This window comes from Nonomuraea angiospora (genome assembly GCF_014873145.1).
Lineage (GTDB): Bacteria > Actinomycetota > Actinomycetes > Streptosporangiales > Streptosporangiaceae > Nonomuraea > Nonomuraea angiospora.
On sequence record NZ_JADBEK010000001.1, the window covers coordinates 3,582,047 to 3,600,255 of the forward strand.

The 18,209-nt window shown below is 72.7% G+C and carries 15 protein-coding genes; 5 read left to right on the forward strand and 10 right to left on the reverse strand.

Annotation, left to right across the window (positions count from 1 at the left end; all coding sequences use genetic code 11):
- Positions 1–573 (reverse strand): RNA polymerase sigma factor, encoded by a 573-nt coding sequence (locus tag H4W80_RS16245; protein ID WP_192785865.1) that lies wholly within the window; start codon positions 571–573, stop codon positions 1–3.
- Positions 574–755: 182 nt separating this feature from the next.
- On the opposite strand from H4W80_RS16245, the gene H4W80_RS16250 reads away from it, so the two are divergent.
- Genes H4W80_RS16250 through H4W80_RS16260 form a run of 3 tightly spaced genes read left to right on the forward strand, consistent with a single transcriptional unit; the run spans position 756 to position 5,966 of the window.
- Entirely contained in the window at positions 756–1,457 is a 702-nt protein-coding gene (locus H4W80_RS16250) for a Crp/Fnr family transcriptional regulator (protein WP_192785866.1), read from the forward strand.
- Positions 1,458–1,479: 22 nt separating this feature from the next.
- Positions 1,480–2,763 carry an oxygenase MpaB family protein gene (locus H4W80_RS16255; protein WP_192785867.1) on the forward strand — a complete coding sequence of 428 codons (1,284 nt, stop codon included), beginning with the start codon at positions 1,480–1,482 and terminating at the stop codon, positions 2,761–2,763.
- Complete coding sequence (locus tag H4W80_RS16260) at positions 2,760–5,966, forward strand: ATP-binding protein (protein WP_192785868.1); 3,207 nt, start codon at positions 2,760–2,762, stop codon at positions 5,964–5,966. The genes H4W80_RS16255 and H4W80_RS16260 overlap by 4 nt, the downstream gene beginning before the upstream one ends.
- Before the next feature lie 26 nt (positions 5,967–5,992).
- Here H4W80_RS16260 and H4W80_RS16265 read toward each other — a convergent pair whose 3' ends face one another.
- From H4W80_RS16265 to H4W80_RS16300, 8 genes are all read right to left on the reverse strand, one after another.
- Entirely contained in the window at positions 5,993–6,736 is a 744-nt protein-coding gene (locus H4W80_RS16265) for an SDR family NAD(P)-dependent oxidoreductase (RefSeq protein ID WP_192785869.1), read from the reverse strand.
- A 26-nt stretch (positions 6,737–6,762) separates the two neighbouring features.
- Positions 6,763–8,022: a sensor histidine kinase gene (locus H4W80_RS16270; protein WP_192785870.1), complete on the reverse strand. Its 1,260-nt coding sequence runs from the start codon at positions 8,020–8,022 to the stop codon at positions 6,763–6,765.
- Positions 8,019–8,696, reverse strand: coding sequence for a response regulator transcription factor (locus H4W80_RS16275; protein WP_318786893.1), 678 nt, complete (start codon positions 8,694–8,696; stop codon positions 8,019–8,021). Before H4W80_RS16275 ends, H4W80_RS16270 begins: the two co-directional genes overlap by 4 nt.
- A 93-nt stretch (positions 8,697–8,789) precedes the next feature.
- Positions 8,790–10,106, reverse strand: coding sequence for a cation:proton antiporter (locus H4W80_RS16280; RefSeq protein ID WP_192785871.1), 1,317 nt, complete (start codon positions 10,104–10,106; stop codon positions 8,790–8,792).
- A complete protein-coding gene (locus H4W80_RS16285; protein ID WP_192785872.1) occupies positions 10,103–11,434 on the reverse strand; it encodes a cytochrome P450 in 1,332 nt (443 codons plus the stop codon). The genes H4W80_RS16280 and H4W80_RS16285 overlap by 4 nt, the downstream gene beginning before the upstream one ends.
- Entirely contained in the window at positions 11,428–12,471 is a 1,044-nt protein-coding gene (locus H4W80_RS16290; protein ID WP_192785873.1) for an alpha-hydroxy acid oxidase, read from the reverse strand. Before H4W80_RS16290 ends, H4W80_RS16285 begins: the two co-directional genes overlap by 7 nt.
- Positions 12,471–14,030 carry an NAD(P)-binding domain-containing protein gene (locus H4W80_RS16295; protein ID WP_318786894.1) on the reverse strand — a complete coding sequence of 520 codons (1,560 nt, stop codon included), beginning with the start codon at positions 14,028–14,030 and terminating at the stop codon, positions 12,471–12,473. Before H4W80_RS16295 ends, H4W80_RS16290 begins: the two co-directional genes overlap by 1 nt.
- 39 nt (positions 14,031–14,069) lie before the next feature.
- A complete protein-coding gene (locus tag H4W80_RS16300) occupies positions 14,070–15,599 on the reverse strand; it encodes a class I adenylate-forming enzyme family protein (protein WP_192785874.1) in 1,530 nt (509 codons plus the stop codon).
- Positions 15,600–15,696: 97 nt separating this feature from the next.
- Here H4W80_RS16300 and H4W80_RS16305 point away from each other — a divergent pair, with 97 nt between their 5' ends.
- On the forward strand, positions 15,697–16,383 hold the full coding sequence (locus H4W80_RS16305; protein ID WP_318786895.1) for a sulfotransferase family protein: 687 nt from the start codon (positions 15,697–15,699) through the stop codon (positions 16,381–16,383).
- Between the two features lie 26 nt (positions 16,384–16,409).
- On the opposite strand, the gene H4W80_RS16310 is transcribed toward H4W80_RS16305, so the two are convergent.
- Positions 16,410–17,276 (reverse strand): LLM class flavin-dependent oxidoreductase, encoded by an 867-nt coding sequence (locus H4W80_RS16310; RefSeq protein WP_337959999.1) that lies wholly within the window; start codon positions 17,274–17,276, stop codon positions 16,410–16,412.
- A 205-nt stretch (positions 17,277–17,481) separates the two neighbouring features.
- Between H4W80_RS16310 and H4W80_RS16315 the strand changes: the two genes are divergently transcribed.
- Positions 17,482–18,072 carry a TetR/AcrR family transcriptional regulator gene (locus H4W80_RS16315; RefSeq protein WP_192785877.1) on the forward strand — a complete coding sequence of 197 codons (591 nt, stop codon included), beginning with the start codon at positions 17,482–17,484 and terminating at the stop codon, positions 18,070–18,072.
- The last annotated feature ends 137 nt before the right edge of the window (positions 18,073–18,209 follow it).

Sequence of the window (18,209 nt, forward strand, 5' to 3'; positions counted from 1 at the left end):
TCAGTCGAGGAAGTCCCTGGTGATCTCGCGGGCCTGCAGGAGCCCGCGGAGCTTCGCGAACGTGCGGGCTCGGGTGGGCCCGATGCTCCCGACCGGCCTGCCCAGCCTGCGCGCCACGTCCACGTAGTGCGGCTCGGAGGTTTCCGTGAGCGCTCTGAACAGGACCCGCTGCGCCGCCGGCAGCTCCTCGACCAGCTCGTCGAGCGTGCCGGCCAGCCAGATCCTGGCCAGCTCCCTGTCCACGTCGTCCGTGCTGCCCAGCGTGTCGAGGTCAGGGGTGCAGATCTCCTTCGTCCGCTTGGTGAGCTTCAGGCACTCGCGGAAGGCGATGGTGGCCAGCCAGCCCGCCATGCGCTGGCCGTCCGCCACGCTCCTGAGGTTCTGCCAGGCCAGCAGCCAGGTCGTCTGGAGCACGTCCTGGGCGTCCTCGTGGCTGAGCCTGAACCGGCGGATTCGGGTCTTGAGCATGGGGCTGAACTCCTCGATCAGCCGCTCCCAGGCCATGGCGTCGCCGTCCTGGGCGGCCGATACGAGGGTGGCGGTATCGGGCCGTTCGATGGTGTCCACGTACATGTCGATCTCCCTGCCGGGCCGGGCACTCGGGGGGTCGCCATCACCGCCCGGCCTCACAACGGTGCGCCGAGTGATCGCCAGGGGCTGTCTCGCACGTGACAGTCACGATGTGTTCCTCATCACAATCGGGACATCCAGGACGGTCGACTGTTCGTGCGCGGGATGCGGCCTAAAGTTCTTGCATGAGCGGGTTCCCGAGCGATGTCCAGCCGGTGGCCTCCGTGCTGGCGGAGATCCCGCTGTTCCGCGTACTCGGAGAGAGCGGCATCGAGAACACGGCGCGGGCCGGGATCGCGCGGCGATACCGGGCCGGGCAGATCATCATCCACCAGGGGGATCCGGGAGAGTCCCTCTACGTGGTGCTGGACGGCCTGGTGAAGGTGGTGTTCACGACCGAGCACGGCGACGAGATCGTGCTCAACATGCTGGGCCGCGGCGACACCTTCGGCGAGCTGGCGCTGCTGGACAACTCGCCGCGCTCGGCGTCGATCGTGACGGTGCGCCCCGCGTGGGTGTTCGCGCTGCCCAGGGCGCGGCTCCTGGAGCTGATGCGCGAGCATCCCGGGCTGGCCGACGAGTTCCTTCGCCTGCTCGGCCACATGGTGCGCAGGCTCACCGACCAGGCGGCCGACCTGGCCTTCCTCGACCTGGGCGGGCGGCTGGCCAAGCTGCTGCTGCAACTGGCCGACAAGCACGGCCACGACGACGGGGTGGTGGACCTGCCCGGGTTGACGCAGTCCGACCTCGCCGCGCTCATCGGCGCGTCGCGGCCGGCGGTCAACCGGGCGCTGCAGTCCCTCGTGGCGAGAAACCTCATCGCCGTCAAAGGCCGGGCGATCACGCTGCTGGACGTCGCCGCCCTGCGGAAACGGGGCGGCCTCTGACCGAATCTGGAGTACGGGGTAGATGAACGATCACGAACGCTGGCCGGAGGAGAGATTCCGCCAGCTGCGACAGCAGGCCGACCCGGACATCGACAAGGTCGTGGCCGGATACCTGGACGACCAGCCCCCGGGAAGCGGGCCCCTGGAGCTGGTGAAGGCGGTGATCCAGGAGCTGGCGGCGGCCAAGCGGGAGGCCAGGGCGCCGTCGGGCGAGCCGCCCGCCTCCGCGATCTTCGAGGCCATCGACTTCGCCGCGGACCTGCCCGATTGGGGCGACGACCGCGAGCTGCTGGCCAAGGGGCAGGCCGTCTTCGCCGACTACGGGCTCTACCAGTCGGCCGCGCTCTTCTGCAAGTGCCTGCCCATGGCGTACGTGGAGGTGTCCAGCGCCAAGGTGCTGGCCGGCGTGTCCCGGCTGGCCACGCACAGCCTCACCCGCCGGGTGGCCGAGACCGGCCAGATGCTGGTCGACGTGATGGGCTTGAAAGCGACCAACAGCCTGGAGCCGGGCCGCCCCGGGCACACCACGGCGCTCGGCCTGCGGATCCTGCACTCCTTCGTCCGCGCCCTGGTCAACGAGCGGTTCGGTGACCACTGGGACACCGCGCGGTTCGGCCCTCCGGTCAACCAGGAGCTCCTGCTGGCCACCATCTTCGACTTCTCTGTGGTGACATGGGAGGCTTTGGAGAGTATGGGCGTGACGCTCTCCGAGGAGCAGCGTGCGGCCCACCTCTACACGTGGAGCGTGTTCGGCCATCTCATGGGCGTGGAGGCCTGCCGTGACCGGCCTCTCACGCTCGAGGACGTCGAGCCGGTCAGCGAGCGCCTGGGCCGCCTGTACGAGTCCAGCGACGAGGGCCGCCGGCTGATGGCCAGGCTGCTGGAGGAGATGGAGGAGTTCATGCACCTGGGGTGGCGCAAGCTGCCGCGCAGCCTGGTGCACTGGGTCTTCCGCGACGCCGAGTACGGCGCCGACCGGGTGCCCGAGCTGCTGGGCGTGCCCAAGCCCGCCTGGTGGTTCACCGCGCTGTTCGCGGCCGGCCGGGCGGCCAACCGGCACGCGGCGCTCGCCGGCCCGGTGGACGGCGTCGTCCGCTGGCTGGTGCGCAGGCTCGGGCGGCAGATCGTGGTCGCCCTGGTCGACCGCCACTCCGACGGGCAGGCGGCCTTCCGGATCCCCGAGGACCTGGCCGGCGCCTGGCGGATCAGGCAGTCGCGCACCGCCGTGAAGACGCGCGAGCTGCGCCGCACGGTCCGCCAGAAGGTACGCGCGCCCGCGCGGCGGCTGAAGGAGCGGCCCACGTGACCGCTCCGCACCCGCCCGGCACGCTGACCACGGCGACCATCCTGTTCACCGACGTGGTCAGCTCCACCGCCATGCGCATCAGGCTGGGCGAGGAACGCGCCAACGAGGTCTTCCGCCGCCTCTACCAGCTGCTGCGCTCCGTGGTGACGGCCAGCGGCTCGACGTTCACCAAGAGCCTGGGCGACGGGCTGATGGCCGTCTTCGACTCGGCCACGGCCGGGCTCGACGCGGTCATCGCGGTGCAGCAGGCGGTGGCCGACGAGAACGAGCGCGCCCCCGACAAGATCTCCATCAGGGCCGCGCTCGCCGCCGGCGACGTGTGCTGGGGCCACGACGACGTCAGCGGGCTGCCGACCGTCGAGGCGGCCCGGCTGGTCGCCATCGCGGAGGGCGGCCAGGTGCTCTGCACCGACCTGGTGCGGCGGCTGGCGCAGGGGCGCAGCCGGCACGAGTTCAAGGACCTGGGGCGGCTGCCGGGCAAGGGGCTGCGCGAGCCGCTGCACACGTACGAGCTGCACTGGCAGAGCGCCGACCACCACCAGGTCGCCGGGCTGGCCCCCTGGCTGGAGGACGGTCACGTGCTGCCGTTCGTCGGCCGGGACGAGCAGCTTCGGGCGCTCGACGGGGAGCTGGCGGCCGCCGAGTTCGGCAGCGGGCTGGTGATCCTCCAGGGCGACTCGGGGGTCGGCAAGACCCGGCTGGCCTCGGAGGTGGCCCGGCGGGCGCTCAAGCGGCAGTTCACGGTGCTGGCCGGGCGGTGCACGGATCCGGCGCGACGGGCGTACGAGCCGATCGCCGGGGCGGTGGAGCGGCTGGCCCGCGCCTCGCCCGCGCTGCTGCTGCGGGCCGGGGTCGACCAGCAGTGCGGCCAGCTCGTCCGCCTGGCGCCCTCGCTGGCCGCTCCCCCGCTGTCGCTGGAGGTGCCGCCGGCCACCGAGCCCGTGTCGGAGCGCTACCACCTGATGGCGGCGGCCCGCACGCTGATCGAGCGCCTGACCACCGTACGGCCGGTGCTGCTGGTGATCGACGACCTGCAGTGGGCGACGCTGGAGTCGCTGCAGATGCTCAACGCCCTCATGTGGGACGCCGAGGCCCTGCCGCTGCTGGTCCTGGCCACCTCCCGGCCCCTGCCGGCCGAGTCGGCCCTGCCGGAGCTGCACAAGCTGACGGCCGACAGCCGCACGATCGAGGTCCCCTCCTTCGGGCTGGACGAGGTCTCCCACGCGCTGGCGGAGGTGCGCGGCGGCGGCGACTCCGAGCTGCTGCACCGGATCACCGGCGGCAACGCGTTCCTGGTCAGCGAGGTGGTCAGGGAGCTGGCCGCGGGCAAGGAGCTCGACGGCCTGACCGTGCCCGACTCGGTGACGAGGATGGTCATGGCCCGGCTCTCGCAGCTCCACCCGGACGCCAGAGACCTGGTCAACCTGCTGGCCGTCGGCGAGCGCATGGAGTCGGCCGAGCTGCGGGCGGGGCTGGGGCTCGACGAGGCCCGGTTCGTGGCCGCGGTGGAGGAGGCCATGGGCGCGGGCCTGGTCACCATGTCGGACGGCGGGTCCTGCCGGTTCTCCCACGAGCTGACCAGGACCGCCCTCTACGCCAAGCTGTCCGCGCCGCGGGCGGGGCTGCTGCACGGCAAGGTCGCCGACGCGTTGTGCCAGACCGACCCGCGCGCCATGGAGACCCGCCCGTACGTCGTGGCCACCCACCTGCTGGCCGCCGCCGGGCACGGCCGCGACCCGGCCCGGGTCAGCGCGGCGGCGGACGCGGCCGTGCACGCCGCGCAGCACGCGCTGGCCGGGCTGGCGCACCGCGAGGCGGTCACCTGGTACCAGCGGGTGCTCGACCTGCTGGCGGACTTCCCCGGCGCCACGCTGGAGCGGCGCGCGGAGCTGCTGGTGGAGTGCGGCCGGGCCATGTGGCTGGCCGGCGACCCCGACGCCAGGCAGACCCTCGTGCGGGCGGCCGACCTGGCCAGGCAGTGCGAGCGCCCCGACCTGATCGTGATCGCGGCGCTGGGCGGCGACCGCGGCTTCTCCACCATCTCGGCGGCGCCCGACCAGCAGCGCATCGCGCTGCTGACCGAGGCGCGCAAGCTGGTCGACTCCACCGACCTGAGCACCCGGGCGCTGCTGGCGGCCCAGCTCGCCTCCGAGCTCATCTGGGCGCCCGACGGCGAGCGGCGTTTCGCGCTGAGCGACGAGGCCGTGGCGCTGGCCCGCAAGTCGGGCGATCCGCGCACGCTCGCCGGCGTGCTGGGGCAGCGCAGCCTGACGATCATCCCCGCCGACCCGCTGCACCAGCGCCACCGCGACGGCGACGAGATGCTGGAGGCGGCCCGCCGCACGGGGGACGACCTGGCGCTGTTCCACGCGTACGTGCAGCGCACTCCCCCCGTGCTCGACGGCGGCGACGTGACCAGGGCCGCGATGCTGCTCGACGAGGCCGACGAGCTGGCGCGCCGGCTGGCCCAGCCGCACCTCAACTGGCTGATCGGCTACTCCAGGGCCGGCCTGACGCTGATGCAGGGCGACCTGGCGCAGGCCGAGTCGGAGGCGCAGGCGGCCCTGCGGCTCGGCTCGGAGATCGGCCGCCGCCTGGAGGCCGTGGCCATCTACGCGGAGCAGATCGCCGAGATCCGGCGGTTGCAGGGGCGGCTGTGGGAGCTGCGCGACCGGCTCCGCCGGGCCGCCCAGGCGCCGCGCGTGGACCCGGTCCACGCGATCCTGCGGTATCTGTGCGAGCTGCCCGACGAGGAGGCCGGGCCCCTGCTCGACCGCATCCTGGCTGACAACGGGGCCGTTCCGCCCCGCAACATGGCCCACCGGCCCGCCCTGGACAACCTCGCCGTGGCCGCCTCCCACCTGGGGCGGGCGGAGCTGGCCGGGCAGCTGTACGGCTCGCTGGCCGCCGACGGGGAGACGTTCGGCCACGGGGCGGTGGCCCACCACTGCGGGCACCACTACCTGGCGCACCTGTGCGTGGCGACGGGCTCGCCGCAGCGGGCGGCCGAGCACTTCGAGGCGGCGGCCGAGGTGCACGAGCGGCAGGGGGTGCCGCTCATGCTGGCGGAGTCGCTGCTCGACTGGGCCGACCTGCTGGACGGGGGCGAGGTGAGCGGGCCCAAGCCGGCCGACCTGCGCAAGTGGTGCGCCTCGCTGCTGCCGGGGCGCGGCGCGATCCTGCTGGAGCGGCGGCTGCGCTGACCGGCCCCGGCGGGATGCCGCAGGTGTCAGCGCAGGTAGGAGGCGCCGTTGAGGTCGAGCACGGCGCCGCTGGCCCACTCGGCGGCCGGTGAGGCGAGGTAGACGACGGCCGCCGCGATCTCCTCCGGCCGCGCCACCCGCCCGAACGGGCTCTGCGCCCGGATCGCGTCTCCCCCGGGCCCCGTGAGGTACTCGGTCGTCATGTCCGTCTCGACGAAGCCGGGCGCCACGGCCGCCACCGCGATCCCGCGCGGGGCGAGCGAGACGGCCAGCGACTGGCCCAGCGCGTTCAGCCCTGCCTTGCTCGCCCCGTACGCGGGGCTGTCCGGCTCGCCGCGGAAGGCGCCGCGCGAGGAGACGTTGATCACGCGGCCGCCGGCGGGCATGTGCTGGACGGCGCACCAGATGACGTTGGCCGTCCCCACCAGATTGATGTCGAGCGTGCGCCGCCAGGCGTCCTGCCACTCCTCGTACGACAGCTCCGTGAGGGGATGGTGGAAGTAGGTGGCGGCGTTGTTGACCAGCACCTCGATCCCGCCCAGGGCGCCCGCCGCCGCGTCCACCATGCCGCGCACCGCCTCCGGGTCGGCCAGGTCGCCCCGCACGATCGTGTGCCCCTGGCCGGGCAGCTCCGCCAGCAGCTCCTGGGCCTCCTTCGCGGAGTCCCGGTGATGGATCGCGACCCGGTCGCCCTGCGCGGCGAAGGCCGCCGCGACCGCCCGCCCGATACCTCTCGACGCGCCTGTGACAAGAACTCCACGCCCGCTCATGTCGCCGCACGCTAGCAGGTGGCCGATCAGAGGCGGCGTTCGGGCTCGCGGGCCGGTGGCGCCCACAGCGGCGGGTCAGCGGGACCGGCGGGCAGGCTGACGGTGAAGGCGGCGCCGGCGCCCGGGCGGCCGTCCGCGGTGATGGTGCCGTGGTGACCCTCCACCACCTCCCGTACCAGCGCCAGCCCCAGCCCGAAGCCGCCCCCCACGAACCGGGCGAAAAGGCGTTCGGTGTGCGCGGGGTCGAAGCCCACCCCGTCGTCGCGCACGGTCAGCCGGACCAGGTCGCGCTCCCGGGACAGGGTCACCCAGATGTGGCCGCCCGCGCGCGTGTGGCCCAGGGCGTTGTCCAGGAGGGCCGAGAGCACGCGGCGCAGCGCGGACTCCACGCCGCGCACCACGTGATCGCCCGGCCCCTCGCACCGGACCTCGATCGTCACTCCCTTGGCGTCCGCGCGGGCGCTCTCGGCCACGGCCAGTTCGGAGGCCAGCACCTCGAGGTCGACCGGCCCGAACGGGCGGCGCAACTGCTGGAGCTGGGCCGACTGGAGCAGGTCCTCGACCACCTCGCCCAGTTGCCTGGTGCCGGTCACGAGCTGGTCCACCTCGTCGATGAGCAGGATCGGGTCCGTGCCGCCCCTCAGCCGGCGGGACAGGAGCTGGGCGCGGGTGTGCAGGCGGGTCAGCGGGCTGCGCAGCTCGTGGCTGACGTCGGCGGCGAAGCGGCGCTGGCGGGCCAGGGCCTCGCCGAGCGGCGCGATGGCGCGGCGGGAGATGACCTGGCCCACCAGCAGCGCGGCCAGCAGGCCGCCGATCTCCGCACCGCCGAGCGTGCGCAGCAGCCGCCGGCGTTCGGCGTCCTGGTAGCGCAGGTCCAGTGCCGCCTGGAAGGTGTCGTCGCCGCGCCGCTGGGTGCGGATGAGGTACGCGTGCCCGTCCACCCGGACCTCCTCGACCCTGGGCGGCAACCCGGTGGCAACCTGGTCCATGGGCGCGCGTACGGGAAGCGCCCGCGGCGCGCCCGGGGAGCTCTCCACGGTGCCGTCGGACCTCAGCAGGTAGAGCCAGACGCAGGGAGGAGGGTGGGCGATGGGGGCGCGCTGCACGGCGGCGGTCAGGTCACGCCGGGCGGAGTCGGCCTGCTGGTGCACCATGACGCAGTAGACCAGCACCCCGGCCAGGGCCAGGACCAGGGAGATCGCGCCGGCCACCTGCGCGGTGAGGCGCCGGCGGGCCCGCTTCAGCAGCCGCCGTTCGAGCTCCGATCCCCGCCCCGGCGGGCTCATAACTCACCCAGGCGGTAGCCCACGCCCCGCACGGTGTACACGACCCCTGATCCCAGCTTGTTGCGCAGGTAGTAGACGTACGTGTCCACGATCGATTCCTTCTTGGCGCCGTCGAAGACCCGCTGCCGGAGCGACGTGCGGGTATGCACCTGCCGCGGGCGCGCCGCCAGGGCGCTGAGCAGCCGGCACTCCTGCCCCGACAGCTCGACCTGCTCCCCGCTCGGCAGCCGGACGATGTGCGACTCGGAGTCCAGCCAGCCCGCGCCGAGCGGCAGCAGCGTGGCCTGGTCGAGGTTCCTGCGGTGCAGGGCCCGCACCCTGGCCAGCAGCTCGTCGATCTCGAACGGCTTGACCAGGTAGTCCTCCGCGCCCGCGTCCAGCCCGGCGACCCGGTCGGCGAGCGAGCCGAAGGCGGTCAGCACCAGCACGGGGGTGGTGACCGCCTGCCGTCGCAGCCGCCGCATGAGGTCGATGCCGTCGAGCGCCGGCAGGCCGCGATCGATGATCAGCACGTCGTACGAGCGGCTCAGCCCCAGATGCAGCCCGCGCTGCCCCTCCAGAGCCAGATCGACCGTGTACCCCTCCTCGGTGAACAGGTCGACGAGCATGCGCCCCAGTTCGCGGTCATCCTCGATGACGAGCAGCCGACGGGCTGTACCCGGTGTTCCAGCCACCAGACCACGGTTACACCACGCCCCGGGGGATTACCAGGTCCACTCGGGCATCAGTTGATCGAGAACCGGGCGCACCACGGCCTACCTGCGCGATCAGGATGGATTGGACCTGACCAGCTCCGAAACTTCCGCAACCTTGGTCCGCGTCTCGAGGCGCTCGGGCAGCGCCAGCTTGTAGAGGGGCAGGGCGCCGGCCGTGGTGAGGATGGCCACGAGCACCAGCATCGCGAAGAGCTCCTGGTTGATCATGCCCTGGGCCAGGCCGATGTTGATGAAGATGAGGATCATCAGGCCGCGGGCGTTCATGAGCGCCCCCACCGCGTACGACTCCCGCCGGCCGAACCCCATCCCCCGCATCGCCAGCGCGCACCCGAAGTACTTGCCGGCGAACCCGGCGAGCAGGATCAGCCCGAACGCCAGCAGCATGGCGCCGCCCGCGATGCCCCCGAGGTGGGTGTTCAGCCCCGAGAAGGTGAAGAACGTGGGCAGCAGCAGCGTCGAGACGATCTCCATCATCCGGCCGTGCAGCGCCTCGCGGAACTTGGGGTCGCGGGGCATGGCCAGGCCGGCGAGGAAGCCGCCGAAGACCGAGTAGACGCCGATCCAGTCCGTCAGCCAGCCGGCCGTCAGCGGCACGAGGACGACGACGTACATGCCGGTGGCGCCGAGGCGGCCGGTGCGGGCGACGTTCGCGCCCATGGGGCGCAGCAGGGGCGCCACCACCTTGAGCATCACGACCGCGAACACCGCGGTCAGGCCGATGGTGGGCAGCGCCCCGGCGGGGCCGGTGCCGAGGTGCATGGCCGACAGGACGGCCAGGATGCACCAGGCCAGGGCGTCGTCGATGGAGGCGGCGATGAGGGTGAGCCGGCCGACCTGGGTGTTCTCCAGGCCCCGCTCGTACAGGATCCTGGCCAGCATGGGGAAGGCGGTCAGCGAGAGCGCCCCGCCGACGAACAGGGCGAACTGGAAGGGGCTGACGTCCGGCAGCGAGAGCAGGTCGTACAGGAGGAGGCCCGCGCCGAAGCCGAGCAGCAGCGAGGGGACGATCCCGGAGACGGCCAGCGCGGACGCCTTGCGGACCTCGCCGGGCGTGCGCCCGCCGTGGTCGAGCCCCGCCCCGACCAGGAACATGTAGAGCGTCAGGCCGATGGTGCTCAGCACGTACAGGACCGGTCTGACCTCCTTCGGGAACAGGGCCGCCTGCGCGCCGGGGAAGAGCCAGCCGAAGAGCGTCGGCCCGAGGAGCACGCCGGCGACCATCTCGCCGAGCACGCGCGGCTGCATCACCAGCTGCGCCAGCCGGCCGCAGATCGCCGCGACGATCAGGATCACGACGAGGGCGGGCAGGACCTTGAGTATGAGGGCGAGGTTCGGATCGGGAGGCGTGAGGTGGGCCAGTGCGGTCATGTTCGGTTCTCCGCTGGGTGATCGAAGTGGATCTCGCAGAGCCGTTGCCGGCGGGCGTCCCAGACCATGTACGTGCCGAGGACGAGTTGCACGAGGCTGCGCCAGACGTCCTCCCATCGGTCGCGGGCCCGCATGAGAACGAGCGCGGCGCGGGGCGGGGACGCGTGCGGCGGGGTGAGCAGGCACGGCCCCCGGTTGGGCAGGGACCGGGTGTGGGCGGCCGAGGAGTGCAGGGAGTAACGGTGCAGGATCTCCCGGGCCGCGACCCGCATCGCGATCGGCGCCAGCCGCCAGGCCGGGCAGGGGCGGTTGGCGGCGATGCCGAACGGGATGTGGTTGAGCTCTTTGACGGGCCGGTCGAAGCGGCCCGGGTCGAAGCGGTCCGGGTCGGCGAACCCGGCGCGGTGGAACTCGGGATAGTTGAAGCAGAGCACCGACCCGGCCGGGATCGTGGTGCGCTCATCGAGCGGGATCTCGCCTGTGGTGATGCGGTGGGCGATGCCGAAGAGCGGGTAGAGCCGCAGCGTCTCGGAGATCACCTGGTCGAGGTAGCGGTCGTCCCCCGTACGGGCCCGCTCCTGCACGCCGGGATGCTGCGCGAGGACCATCAGCAGGTGGGCCATGGCCTCCGACAGCTGGACGACGGCGGTGTTGAAGAAGGCTCCCTGGAGGTAGAACGCCTGCTCCTGGGGCGACAGGCCGGCGGGGAGCGGGATCCGCACGCGTGACAGGCGGCCGAGCAGGTAGCGGGTCAGGCGGTGGCGGCGTTCCATGTGCCGCAGGCCGGTGCACTTGAGCGAGGTGACCACGTCGTTCGCGTTGCCCACGATCAGGTCGCGGGCCTCGCGCGGGCACGGCTCGGCGAACACCAGCTCGTAGGCGAACTCGGCCCACAGCGGCATCGTCAGGTCGCGCAGCCGCACCAGCCCCCGCGCGTCCGCCAGGGTGCGGGCGGCGCAGCGGCGCGTGAGCTCCTCGGCCTCGTCGCGCGGCACGGCGAGCAGCCCGCGCGTCGCCTTGGCCACCGCGTCGTACCGCTCGCCCGCCTCCAGGTGCTCCTGGTGCATCTCGGGGCCGGGTGACAGCCAGTACCAGAACAGGTCCGACAGCGCGGCGCCCCTGCTGCGACCGCCGGCGGCCGGGTGCGAGTAGACCTCCCTGAAGCGGTCGACGCCCACGAGGTCGCCGGGGACCGGGATGCCCTCGTCCCCGTTGATCCGGTTGAAGATGCGTACGCGCAGCGCCACGACCCGCGCGGGCAGCCACCGCGGCAGGCTCACCGCCAACAGCGCCAGGATGATCAGCGTGATCAGCCCAATGATCAGCATGGCCGCCGCACCATGCCCGGGTCGAGGTCGCCGATCGACGCGCAGCCGCACAGCGTGAGCGCGTGCTCGACCTCCGCGCGCAACCGGCCGAGCACGCGGGCCACTCCCCGCTCGCCGTCCGCGGCCAGCCCCCAGATCACCGGGCGGCCGACGGCGACCGCCGAGGCGCCGAGCGCCAGCGCCTTCAGCACGTCCGTGCCGCGCCGGATCCCGCCGTCCAGCAGCACGGGAACGGTTCCGCCGACGGCCGCGGCGATGTCCGGCAGCAGGTCGATCGAGGCGGGAACGGTGTCGAGCTGCCGGCCGCCGTGGTTCGAGACCATGATCGCCGAGACGCCGCGGTCGAGCGCGATCCGGGCGTCGCCGGGATGCGTGACGCCCTTGACCACGATCGGCAGCGCGGTCATCTCCCGGAGCCGGTCGAGGTGCTCCCACGACAGCTCGGGAGACATGAGGATCGGGCGCACCCGGTCGCCGTCGCGCAGGTTCTCGCAGCACAGGTGTTCGGGCAGGTCGTGGAAGTCGTTGCGCAGGTCCCGCTCGCGCCGGCCGAGCACGGGCGAGTCCACGGTGACGACCAGCGCCTTGCAGCCGGCCGCCTCGGCGCGGCGCACGACGGTCTCGGTGAAGGCCAGGTCCGGCTGCACGTACAGCTGGAACCAGAGCTCGGCGCCGGGCGCGGCGGCCGCCACCTCCTCGATCGCGACGGTGGCGGCCATGCTCACGATCATGATCGTCTCGGCCGCGGCGGCCGCGCGGGCGGTGGCCCGCTCGCCCTCCGGGTCGGCGAGGCGGTGGAACGCGGTCGGCGCCACCAGCACGGGCATGGAGGCGCGGCCGCCGAGCAGGGTGAGGCCGGTCCGCAGCTTGGCCGCGCCGCGCAGCACCCTGGGCAGCAGGCCGATCCGGGCGAACGCGGCCTCGTTCGCACGTACGGTGACCTCGTCACCGGCCCCGCCGGCGAAGTAGTCGTAGTGCGCGGGGTCGAGGCGGGCGCGGGCCTCGGCCTCGAACTCGCGCAGGCTCCACCGCTCCATCAGACCGGTACGGACGTCAGCCGCGCGGCGAAGAAGGCCCGGAGGGGCTCGATGTGGATCTCCTTGGAGGTCCACTCGTTCTCGAGGTTCTCGGTGATGTGATGGGCGACCGGGGGCCGGCCGGGCACGTGGTGGCGGACGACGGGGTGGAGGTAGTGGCCCTCGTGCGCCCGGGCCGAGTCGCTCTGGCGGATCCGGCCCACCTCGACGTCGAAGGGGTCGATCTTGTCATGGTCGGGCCCGTAGTCCAGGGTGATCGCGAAGTGGCCGCGGTCGCCGATCGGCGGGCCCTGCAGGTCGTACGGCAGCTCCTCCAGGTAGCGGGCGGTGTCCCCGTCGGGCACGATGACGTCGGCCAGCAGCCCGAACTGCTGCCACAGCGCCGAGGTGCGGTTGACCCGGTCGATGACCGCCGCCGCGAGCGCCGACGGGTCGGCGGGCAGGACCCTCGCGGGCCAGGGCACGCCGTGATACCGGGACTCCAGGACGCGGTGCAGCGCGCGCACGCCGTACCGGAAGCCGTGGATGAAGCCGCTGGTGCCGTGCTTGAAGTCGCGTGACTGGGTGATCGTGCCGGCGAAGTAGAGGTCCGGCACGTTGACGGACTCGTAGGCCGGGGTGAGCGACGGGAACCTGTCGTTGATCATCAGCTCGGGGCGGCAGTCGTCGCCGAAGATGGAGCCGTCGAAGCGGAAGCCGGTGCAGAGGATCACGCGGTCGTACGGGATGTCCTTGGTGACCTCGTCGGCCCGGACGAAGGAGACCGTCACCAGGTACGTGCCGTCCGGCCTGCGCTCGACGCGTTTGACGTCGCCGTCGAGGACCGCGTTCTGGGACTTGAGCTGGTAGCTGTCCAGCAGGCCGTTGTTGACCGCCCGCAGGTGGCCGACGAAATGGGTGCGCCAGGCCATGCGGACCGAGTGCGGGCCCGCCACGTGGATGACCGCGGCGGTCTCCATCAGGTTGTCGGCCGTCTCGAAGGCCGAGTTGCCCTTGCCGATGATGAGCACGCGCTGGTTGACGTAGTCGGCCGGGTCGGTGGAGTGGGTGCCGTACAGGTCGGCCGTCTCGATGCCCGCGATGGGCGGGATGTTGGGCTGGGTGACGCCGGTCGCGACGATGACCCTCTTCGCCTCGTACGTGCGCCCGGTCTCGTCCGTCACCCGGAACGACGGGCCGGGCCGGTCCACGCGGACCACCCGGGAGTCGTAGGCGACGCGCAGGCCGCGCTTCTGGGCGAAGTCGGCCAGGTAGCGGACCATGTCGTCGGCGTGCGGGAAGTACCGGTCGCTGTAGCGGGTGAACAGCAGGTCAGGGTCGCCGGACAGCAGCGAGTTCCAGTCCATCCGGAGGTTGAGCTCGGGGTCGTCCCATCCGGTGTACTTCTTGTTGATCGAGATCAGCGTGCGATGGCGCGGGTGGGTGCGGAAGAACTGGCCCGGCGCGGGACCCGCCTCGAGGATCAGGTAGTCCTGCCCCTGCTCGTGCAGGAAATACCCCAGCTGCAAACCCGCGGGGCCCGCGCCGATCACCAGGTAGTCCAGGGTCTTGTCCGGCACTGAAGCCTCCGTCACAACGAGGTGATTGAACGGACAGCCTCAGTGTTGGCGGGCAATTCTCAGAATTTGCTCAGAGAGGGCGCGTTTGTCGGGCTTGCCGCTGGTGGCGAGGGGGACGGCGGGCACGATCGTGATCGTCCGGGGGACGCTGTCCTCGCCGAGCCGCGCGCGTACCAGCGCCCTCAGCGCGCCCCCGTCCGGGGTCCGGCCCGCGGCCGGGACGACGAACGCGTGCACGGCCTCCCCCGTGTCCTCGTCCGGGGCGCCCACCACGTACGCCTCGTCCACGCCGGGGTGGTCGGTCAGCGCGCGCTCGATCGGGCCCGCGTACACCACCATGGCGTTGACCATGATCACGTCGCGGGAGCGGCCGGCCAGGTGGAGGAAGCCGTCCCCGTCCACGTGGCCGAGGTCGCGGGTGCGCAGCCAGCCGTCCTTCAGGGTCTGGCGGGTCTCCTCCTCGTCGCCCCAGTAGCCCCGCATCAGGTACGGGCTGCGTACGTGGATCTCGCCCGTCACGCCCGGGGGCAGCTCGCCGTCGTGCTCGTCGCGCACGCTGATCTCGACCCCGGGATGCGGGCGGCCGACGGACTCCAGCACGCCGGCGGCGATGTCGTCGGGGGTGAGCATGGCGATGTTGCCCGCCTCGGTCTGGCCGTAGCCCTGGTAGACGACCGGGCCGAGCTTCTCGGCGGCCTCGGCCAGCCGCCGCGCGCTGATGGGCGACCCCGAGACCATGAGCGCCCGCAAGCTACTCACATCCACCTTGTCCAGAAATTTCAACATCTGGAAGAGCCGGGGCACGGTGATGATCGAGCCGGTGATCCGGTGGCGCTCGATCGCGTACGGGAACATCGGCCGCCCGTCGTCCTCCGGGATCACCGCCGTGCCGCCGCCGAGCAGGCACGGCGCCACGAACTCCATCACGACCATGCTGGCCAGCGTGCCGAACAGCAGGTACCGCTCGAAGGCCCCGGCCAGCCCGGCCGCGACGGGCGACCACACGCGCGGCTGCCACGCCCAGTGCTCGCCCAGCGCCCGGTACGTGATCGCGCACCCCTTCGGGCGGCCGGTGCTGCCGCTGGTGAACGTCAGGGCCGCCACGTCGTCGGGGCGGGCGGTCACGGTCAGCGGCCGCCCGTCGTCGGGGTGCGCCAGCAGGTCGCCGGCGCCCGTACAGGGACCCAGGGACAGCGTCGGCCGGCCGGGGAGGTGACGCGCCGCGGCGCGGCGCAGTTCGGGGGTCGCGGTCGCGGGGTCCACGAGCAGGGCGTCGATCCCCATCCCCAGCACGTGGGCGAGCTGCCCCTCCGGATAGCCGGGCCGGATGCCGACGACCCGGCAGCCCAGCGTGTGCGCGGCCATGTGGGCCGCGAACGCCTCGGGTGTGACGGCCGTGCGCACCGCGACGGCCCGCCCCGGGCCCAGGCCCGCGGCGCGCATCGCGCCCGCCAGCCGCCGGATCAGCTCCAGCAGCTCGCCCCGGGAGAGCGTCCTGTCGCCGTGCTCGAAGGCCGGGCGGTCCGGGGCGTCGCGCAGCGCGTCGAGCAGTGGCTGTGGGAAGGGCATGTGCGCCTCCTCCGTGCTTTCATATTTCCGGATTTATCGCGACATTAGACGGCACAGATCAGAGACCCATCAGAGACGTGCAGGTGGTGAGCGCGACGTGAAAGTGATCGGCGCGGGCTTCGGGCGCACGGGCACCCGGTCGCTCAAGGCGGCCCTCGAGATCCTGGGCTTCGGCCCCTGCTACCACATGTCGACGATCATCGCGGAGCCGTACCGCGTCCGGCAGTGGCTCGACGTCGGGGAGGGCCGCTCGCGCGACTGGGACGCGCTGTTCACCGGCTTCCCGTCGGCGCTCGACTGGCCCGCCTCCGCGTACTGGCGCGAGCTGGCCGAGCACTACCCCGAGGCCAAGGTCGTCCTGACCGTCCGCGACCCCGCCCGCTGGTACGACAGCGTCAGCGAGACCATCTTCCGCAGCGCCCTGGAGGAGCGCCGGCTTTCCCTGCGCCGCCGGGTGACCCGCTGGCTGGTCGCCCGCCGCGCCCCGGACTTCGCCCTGTACCCGCGCATGGCCAGGGCGACCGTCATGGACCGCGTCTTCGACGGCCGCATCGACGACCGCGACCACGTCCTCGACGTCTACGAACGGCACGCGGCCGAGGTGCGGGCGGCGATCCCGGCGGAGCGGCTGCTGGTGTTCGAGGTGCGGGACGGCTGGGAGCCGCTGTGCGCGTTCCTCGGCGTGCCCGTGCCGGAGGCCCCGTTCCCGCAGGTCAACGAGCGGGCGGCGTTCCGCGCGAAACGGCCGCACCGGCTCCTCCGGCTGATCGTGCGCGGCCGCTGACGGCGCCCCCGGGAAGCCGCGCCTGCTCAGCGACCGAGCCCGGACGCGGCTCGGGCCGGCGTGGTGATGAGCTCGTCGGCGACCCACCGCGCGACGCCTGCGGGGTAGGGCGCCGACAGTCCGAGGACGATGTGCCGGAAGCCGGCGTCGATCGCCTCGCCGATCGCCTCCCGGGTGAGGTCGGGCTGGTCGTAGGAGACCGGCAGGTGGATCGAGCGGACGATCGAGCCGGGGTCGCGGCCGAGCTCCGCGCAGTAGCGGTCCAGCAGCCGGCTGCGGCGGACGACGTCGTCGATGTCGCCGCCGGGGATGTTCCACAGGTCGGCGTGCTCGGCCACCACGCGCAGCGTCGGGCCCGAGCGCCCGCCGATGAGGATGGGCGGGTGCGGGCGCTGGACGGGTTTGGGGTTGCAGAACGCCCCGGTGAGCTGGACGTGGGTGCCGTGGAAGTCGAACGGCTCCGTCTCGGTCCACAGCCGCCGGATCACCGTGCACGCCTCGGCGAGGCTCTCCACCGCGTGCGCGGCGTCGTGGAAGGGCAGGCCGTGCGCGTCGTACTCGCGCCGGGCCGAGGGCCAGCTCGGCCGTGAGCCGGCGCCGATGCCGAAGTCGAGCCGTCCGCCGGAGACGATGTCGACGGTCGCGGCGATCTTGGCCAGCAGCGCGGGCGGCCGGAAGCGGTTGCTGGTCACGAGCACGCCCACGCGCAGCCGATGGGTCTGCGCGGCGAGGGCCGAGAGCAGGGTCCAGCCCTCGTACGTCGTGCCGTCGGGGTCGCCGAAGATGGGCAGGAGGTGATCGAACAGCCACGCGTGCTCGATCTCCGGGATCGCGTCCGCCTCGCGCCAGACCCGCAGGATGTCCTGGTAGTCGACCTGCGACGGGGCGGTCATGATCCCGAAGCGAGGCCGGGAGGTGTGCAACATGGGCAGCCTTTCGGATTTCCAACCGGAACACGGTTCAGCACGGCACTCCGCGACCGCGCATGGCTTGGTGCCGGGACCGCCGCTCTGGCATCATGAGCAGTCGGAACCTCGTTCCGATTACGATAAGGAACACGGTTCCGGTTTGGCAAGCCCGGCAGGAGGAAACGGCACGGTGAACGACCGCGACGAGGCCGGCGCGGGGCGCGCCGCCCCGCGCAAGCGGGCCGACGCCCGGCGCAACGAGAGAACGCTGCTCGACGCCGCCGCGGCGGTCTTCGTGACCTCGGGCGTCGAGGCGCCGGTGCGCGACATCGCGGCCAGGGCGGGAGTCGGGGTGGCCACGATCTACCGCCACTTCCCGACGCGGGCGGACCTCATCATCGCCGTCTACCGGCACCAGGTCGAGGCCTGCGCCGAGGCCGCCCCGGCCCTGCTGGCGAGCGGCGTGACCCCGCACGCCGCGCTGGGGCGATGGATCAACCTGTTCGTCGACTTCCTGGTCACCAAGCACGGGCTGGCGGCCGTGCTGCGGTCGGACGACGCCGGCTTCGACACGCTGCACGCCTACTTCCTCGACCGGCTCGTGCCCGCGTGCGCCCATCTCCTCGAAGCCGCGACCGCCGCCGGGGAGATCCGCTCCGACGTGGACGCCTACGAGCTCATGCGCGGCGTCGGCAACCTGTGCATCGGCGCCGACAACGACCCCCGCTACGACGCACGCCGCCTGGTCGCGCTCCTCATCGCGGGACTGCGCCTGCCCTAGCTTCGGCGAGCTCGCGGATCAACGTTCCGGATCGGCCGCGCCAGGTCCTCCATTGGGACGTGATCGACGCCAAACAGCAGTTCGTGCAGGTGGGCAACGCCCTCCTCGGCCGGTGACGCGAGTGGCGCGCCGGCCGT

Coding starts and splice junctions, on each gene's coding strand:
- H4W80_RS16265 (WP_192785869.1), bottom strand. CDS start 6,736: ATGAGCGGGCGTGGAGTTCTTGTCACAGGCGCGTCGAGAGGTATCGGG.
- H4W80_RS16270 (WP_192785870.1), bottom strand. CDS start 8,022: ATGAGCCCGCCGGGGCGGGGATCGGAGCTCGAACGGCGGCTGCTGAAG.
- H4W80_RS16245 (WP_192785865.1), bottom strand. CDS start 573: ATGTACGTGGACACCATCGAACGGCCCGATACCGCCACCCTCGTATCG.
- H4W80_RS16290 (WP_192785873.1), bottom strand. CDS start 12,471: ATGGAGCGGTGGAGCCTGCGCGAGTTCGAGGCCGAGGCCCGCGCCCGC.
- H4W80_RS16300 (WP_192785874.1), bottom strand. CDS start 15,599: ATGCCCTTCCCACAGCCACTGCTCGACGCGCTGCGCGACGCCCCGGAC.
- H4W80_RS16285 (WP_192785872.1), bottom strand. CDS start 11,434: ATGCTGATCATTGGGCTGATCACGCTGATCATCCTGGCGCTGTTGGCG.
- H4W80_RS16310 (WP_337959999.1), bottom strand. CDS start 17,276: ATGACCGCCCCGTCGCAGGTCGACTACCAGGACATCCTGCGGGTCTGG.
- H4W80_RS16250 (WP_192785866.1), top strand. CDS start 756: ATGAGCGGGTTCCCGAGCGATGTCCAGCCGGTGGCCTCCGTGCTGGCG.
- H4W80_RS16255 (WP_192785867.1), top strand. CDS start 1,480: ATGAACGATCACGAACGCTGGCCGGAGGAGAGATTCCGCCAGCTGCGA.
- H4W80_RS16280 (WP_192785871.1), bottom strand. CDS start 10,106: ATGACCGCACTGGCCCACCTCACGCCTCCCGATCCGAACCTCGCCCTC.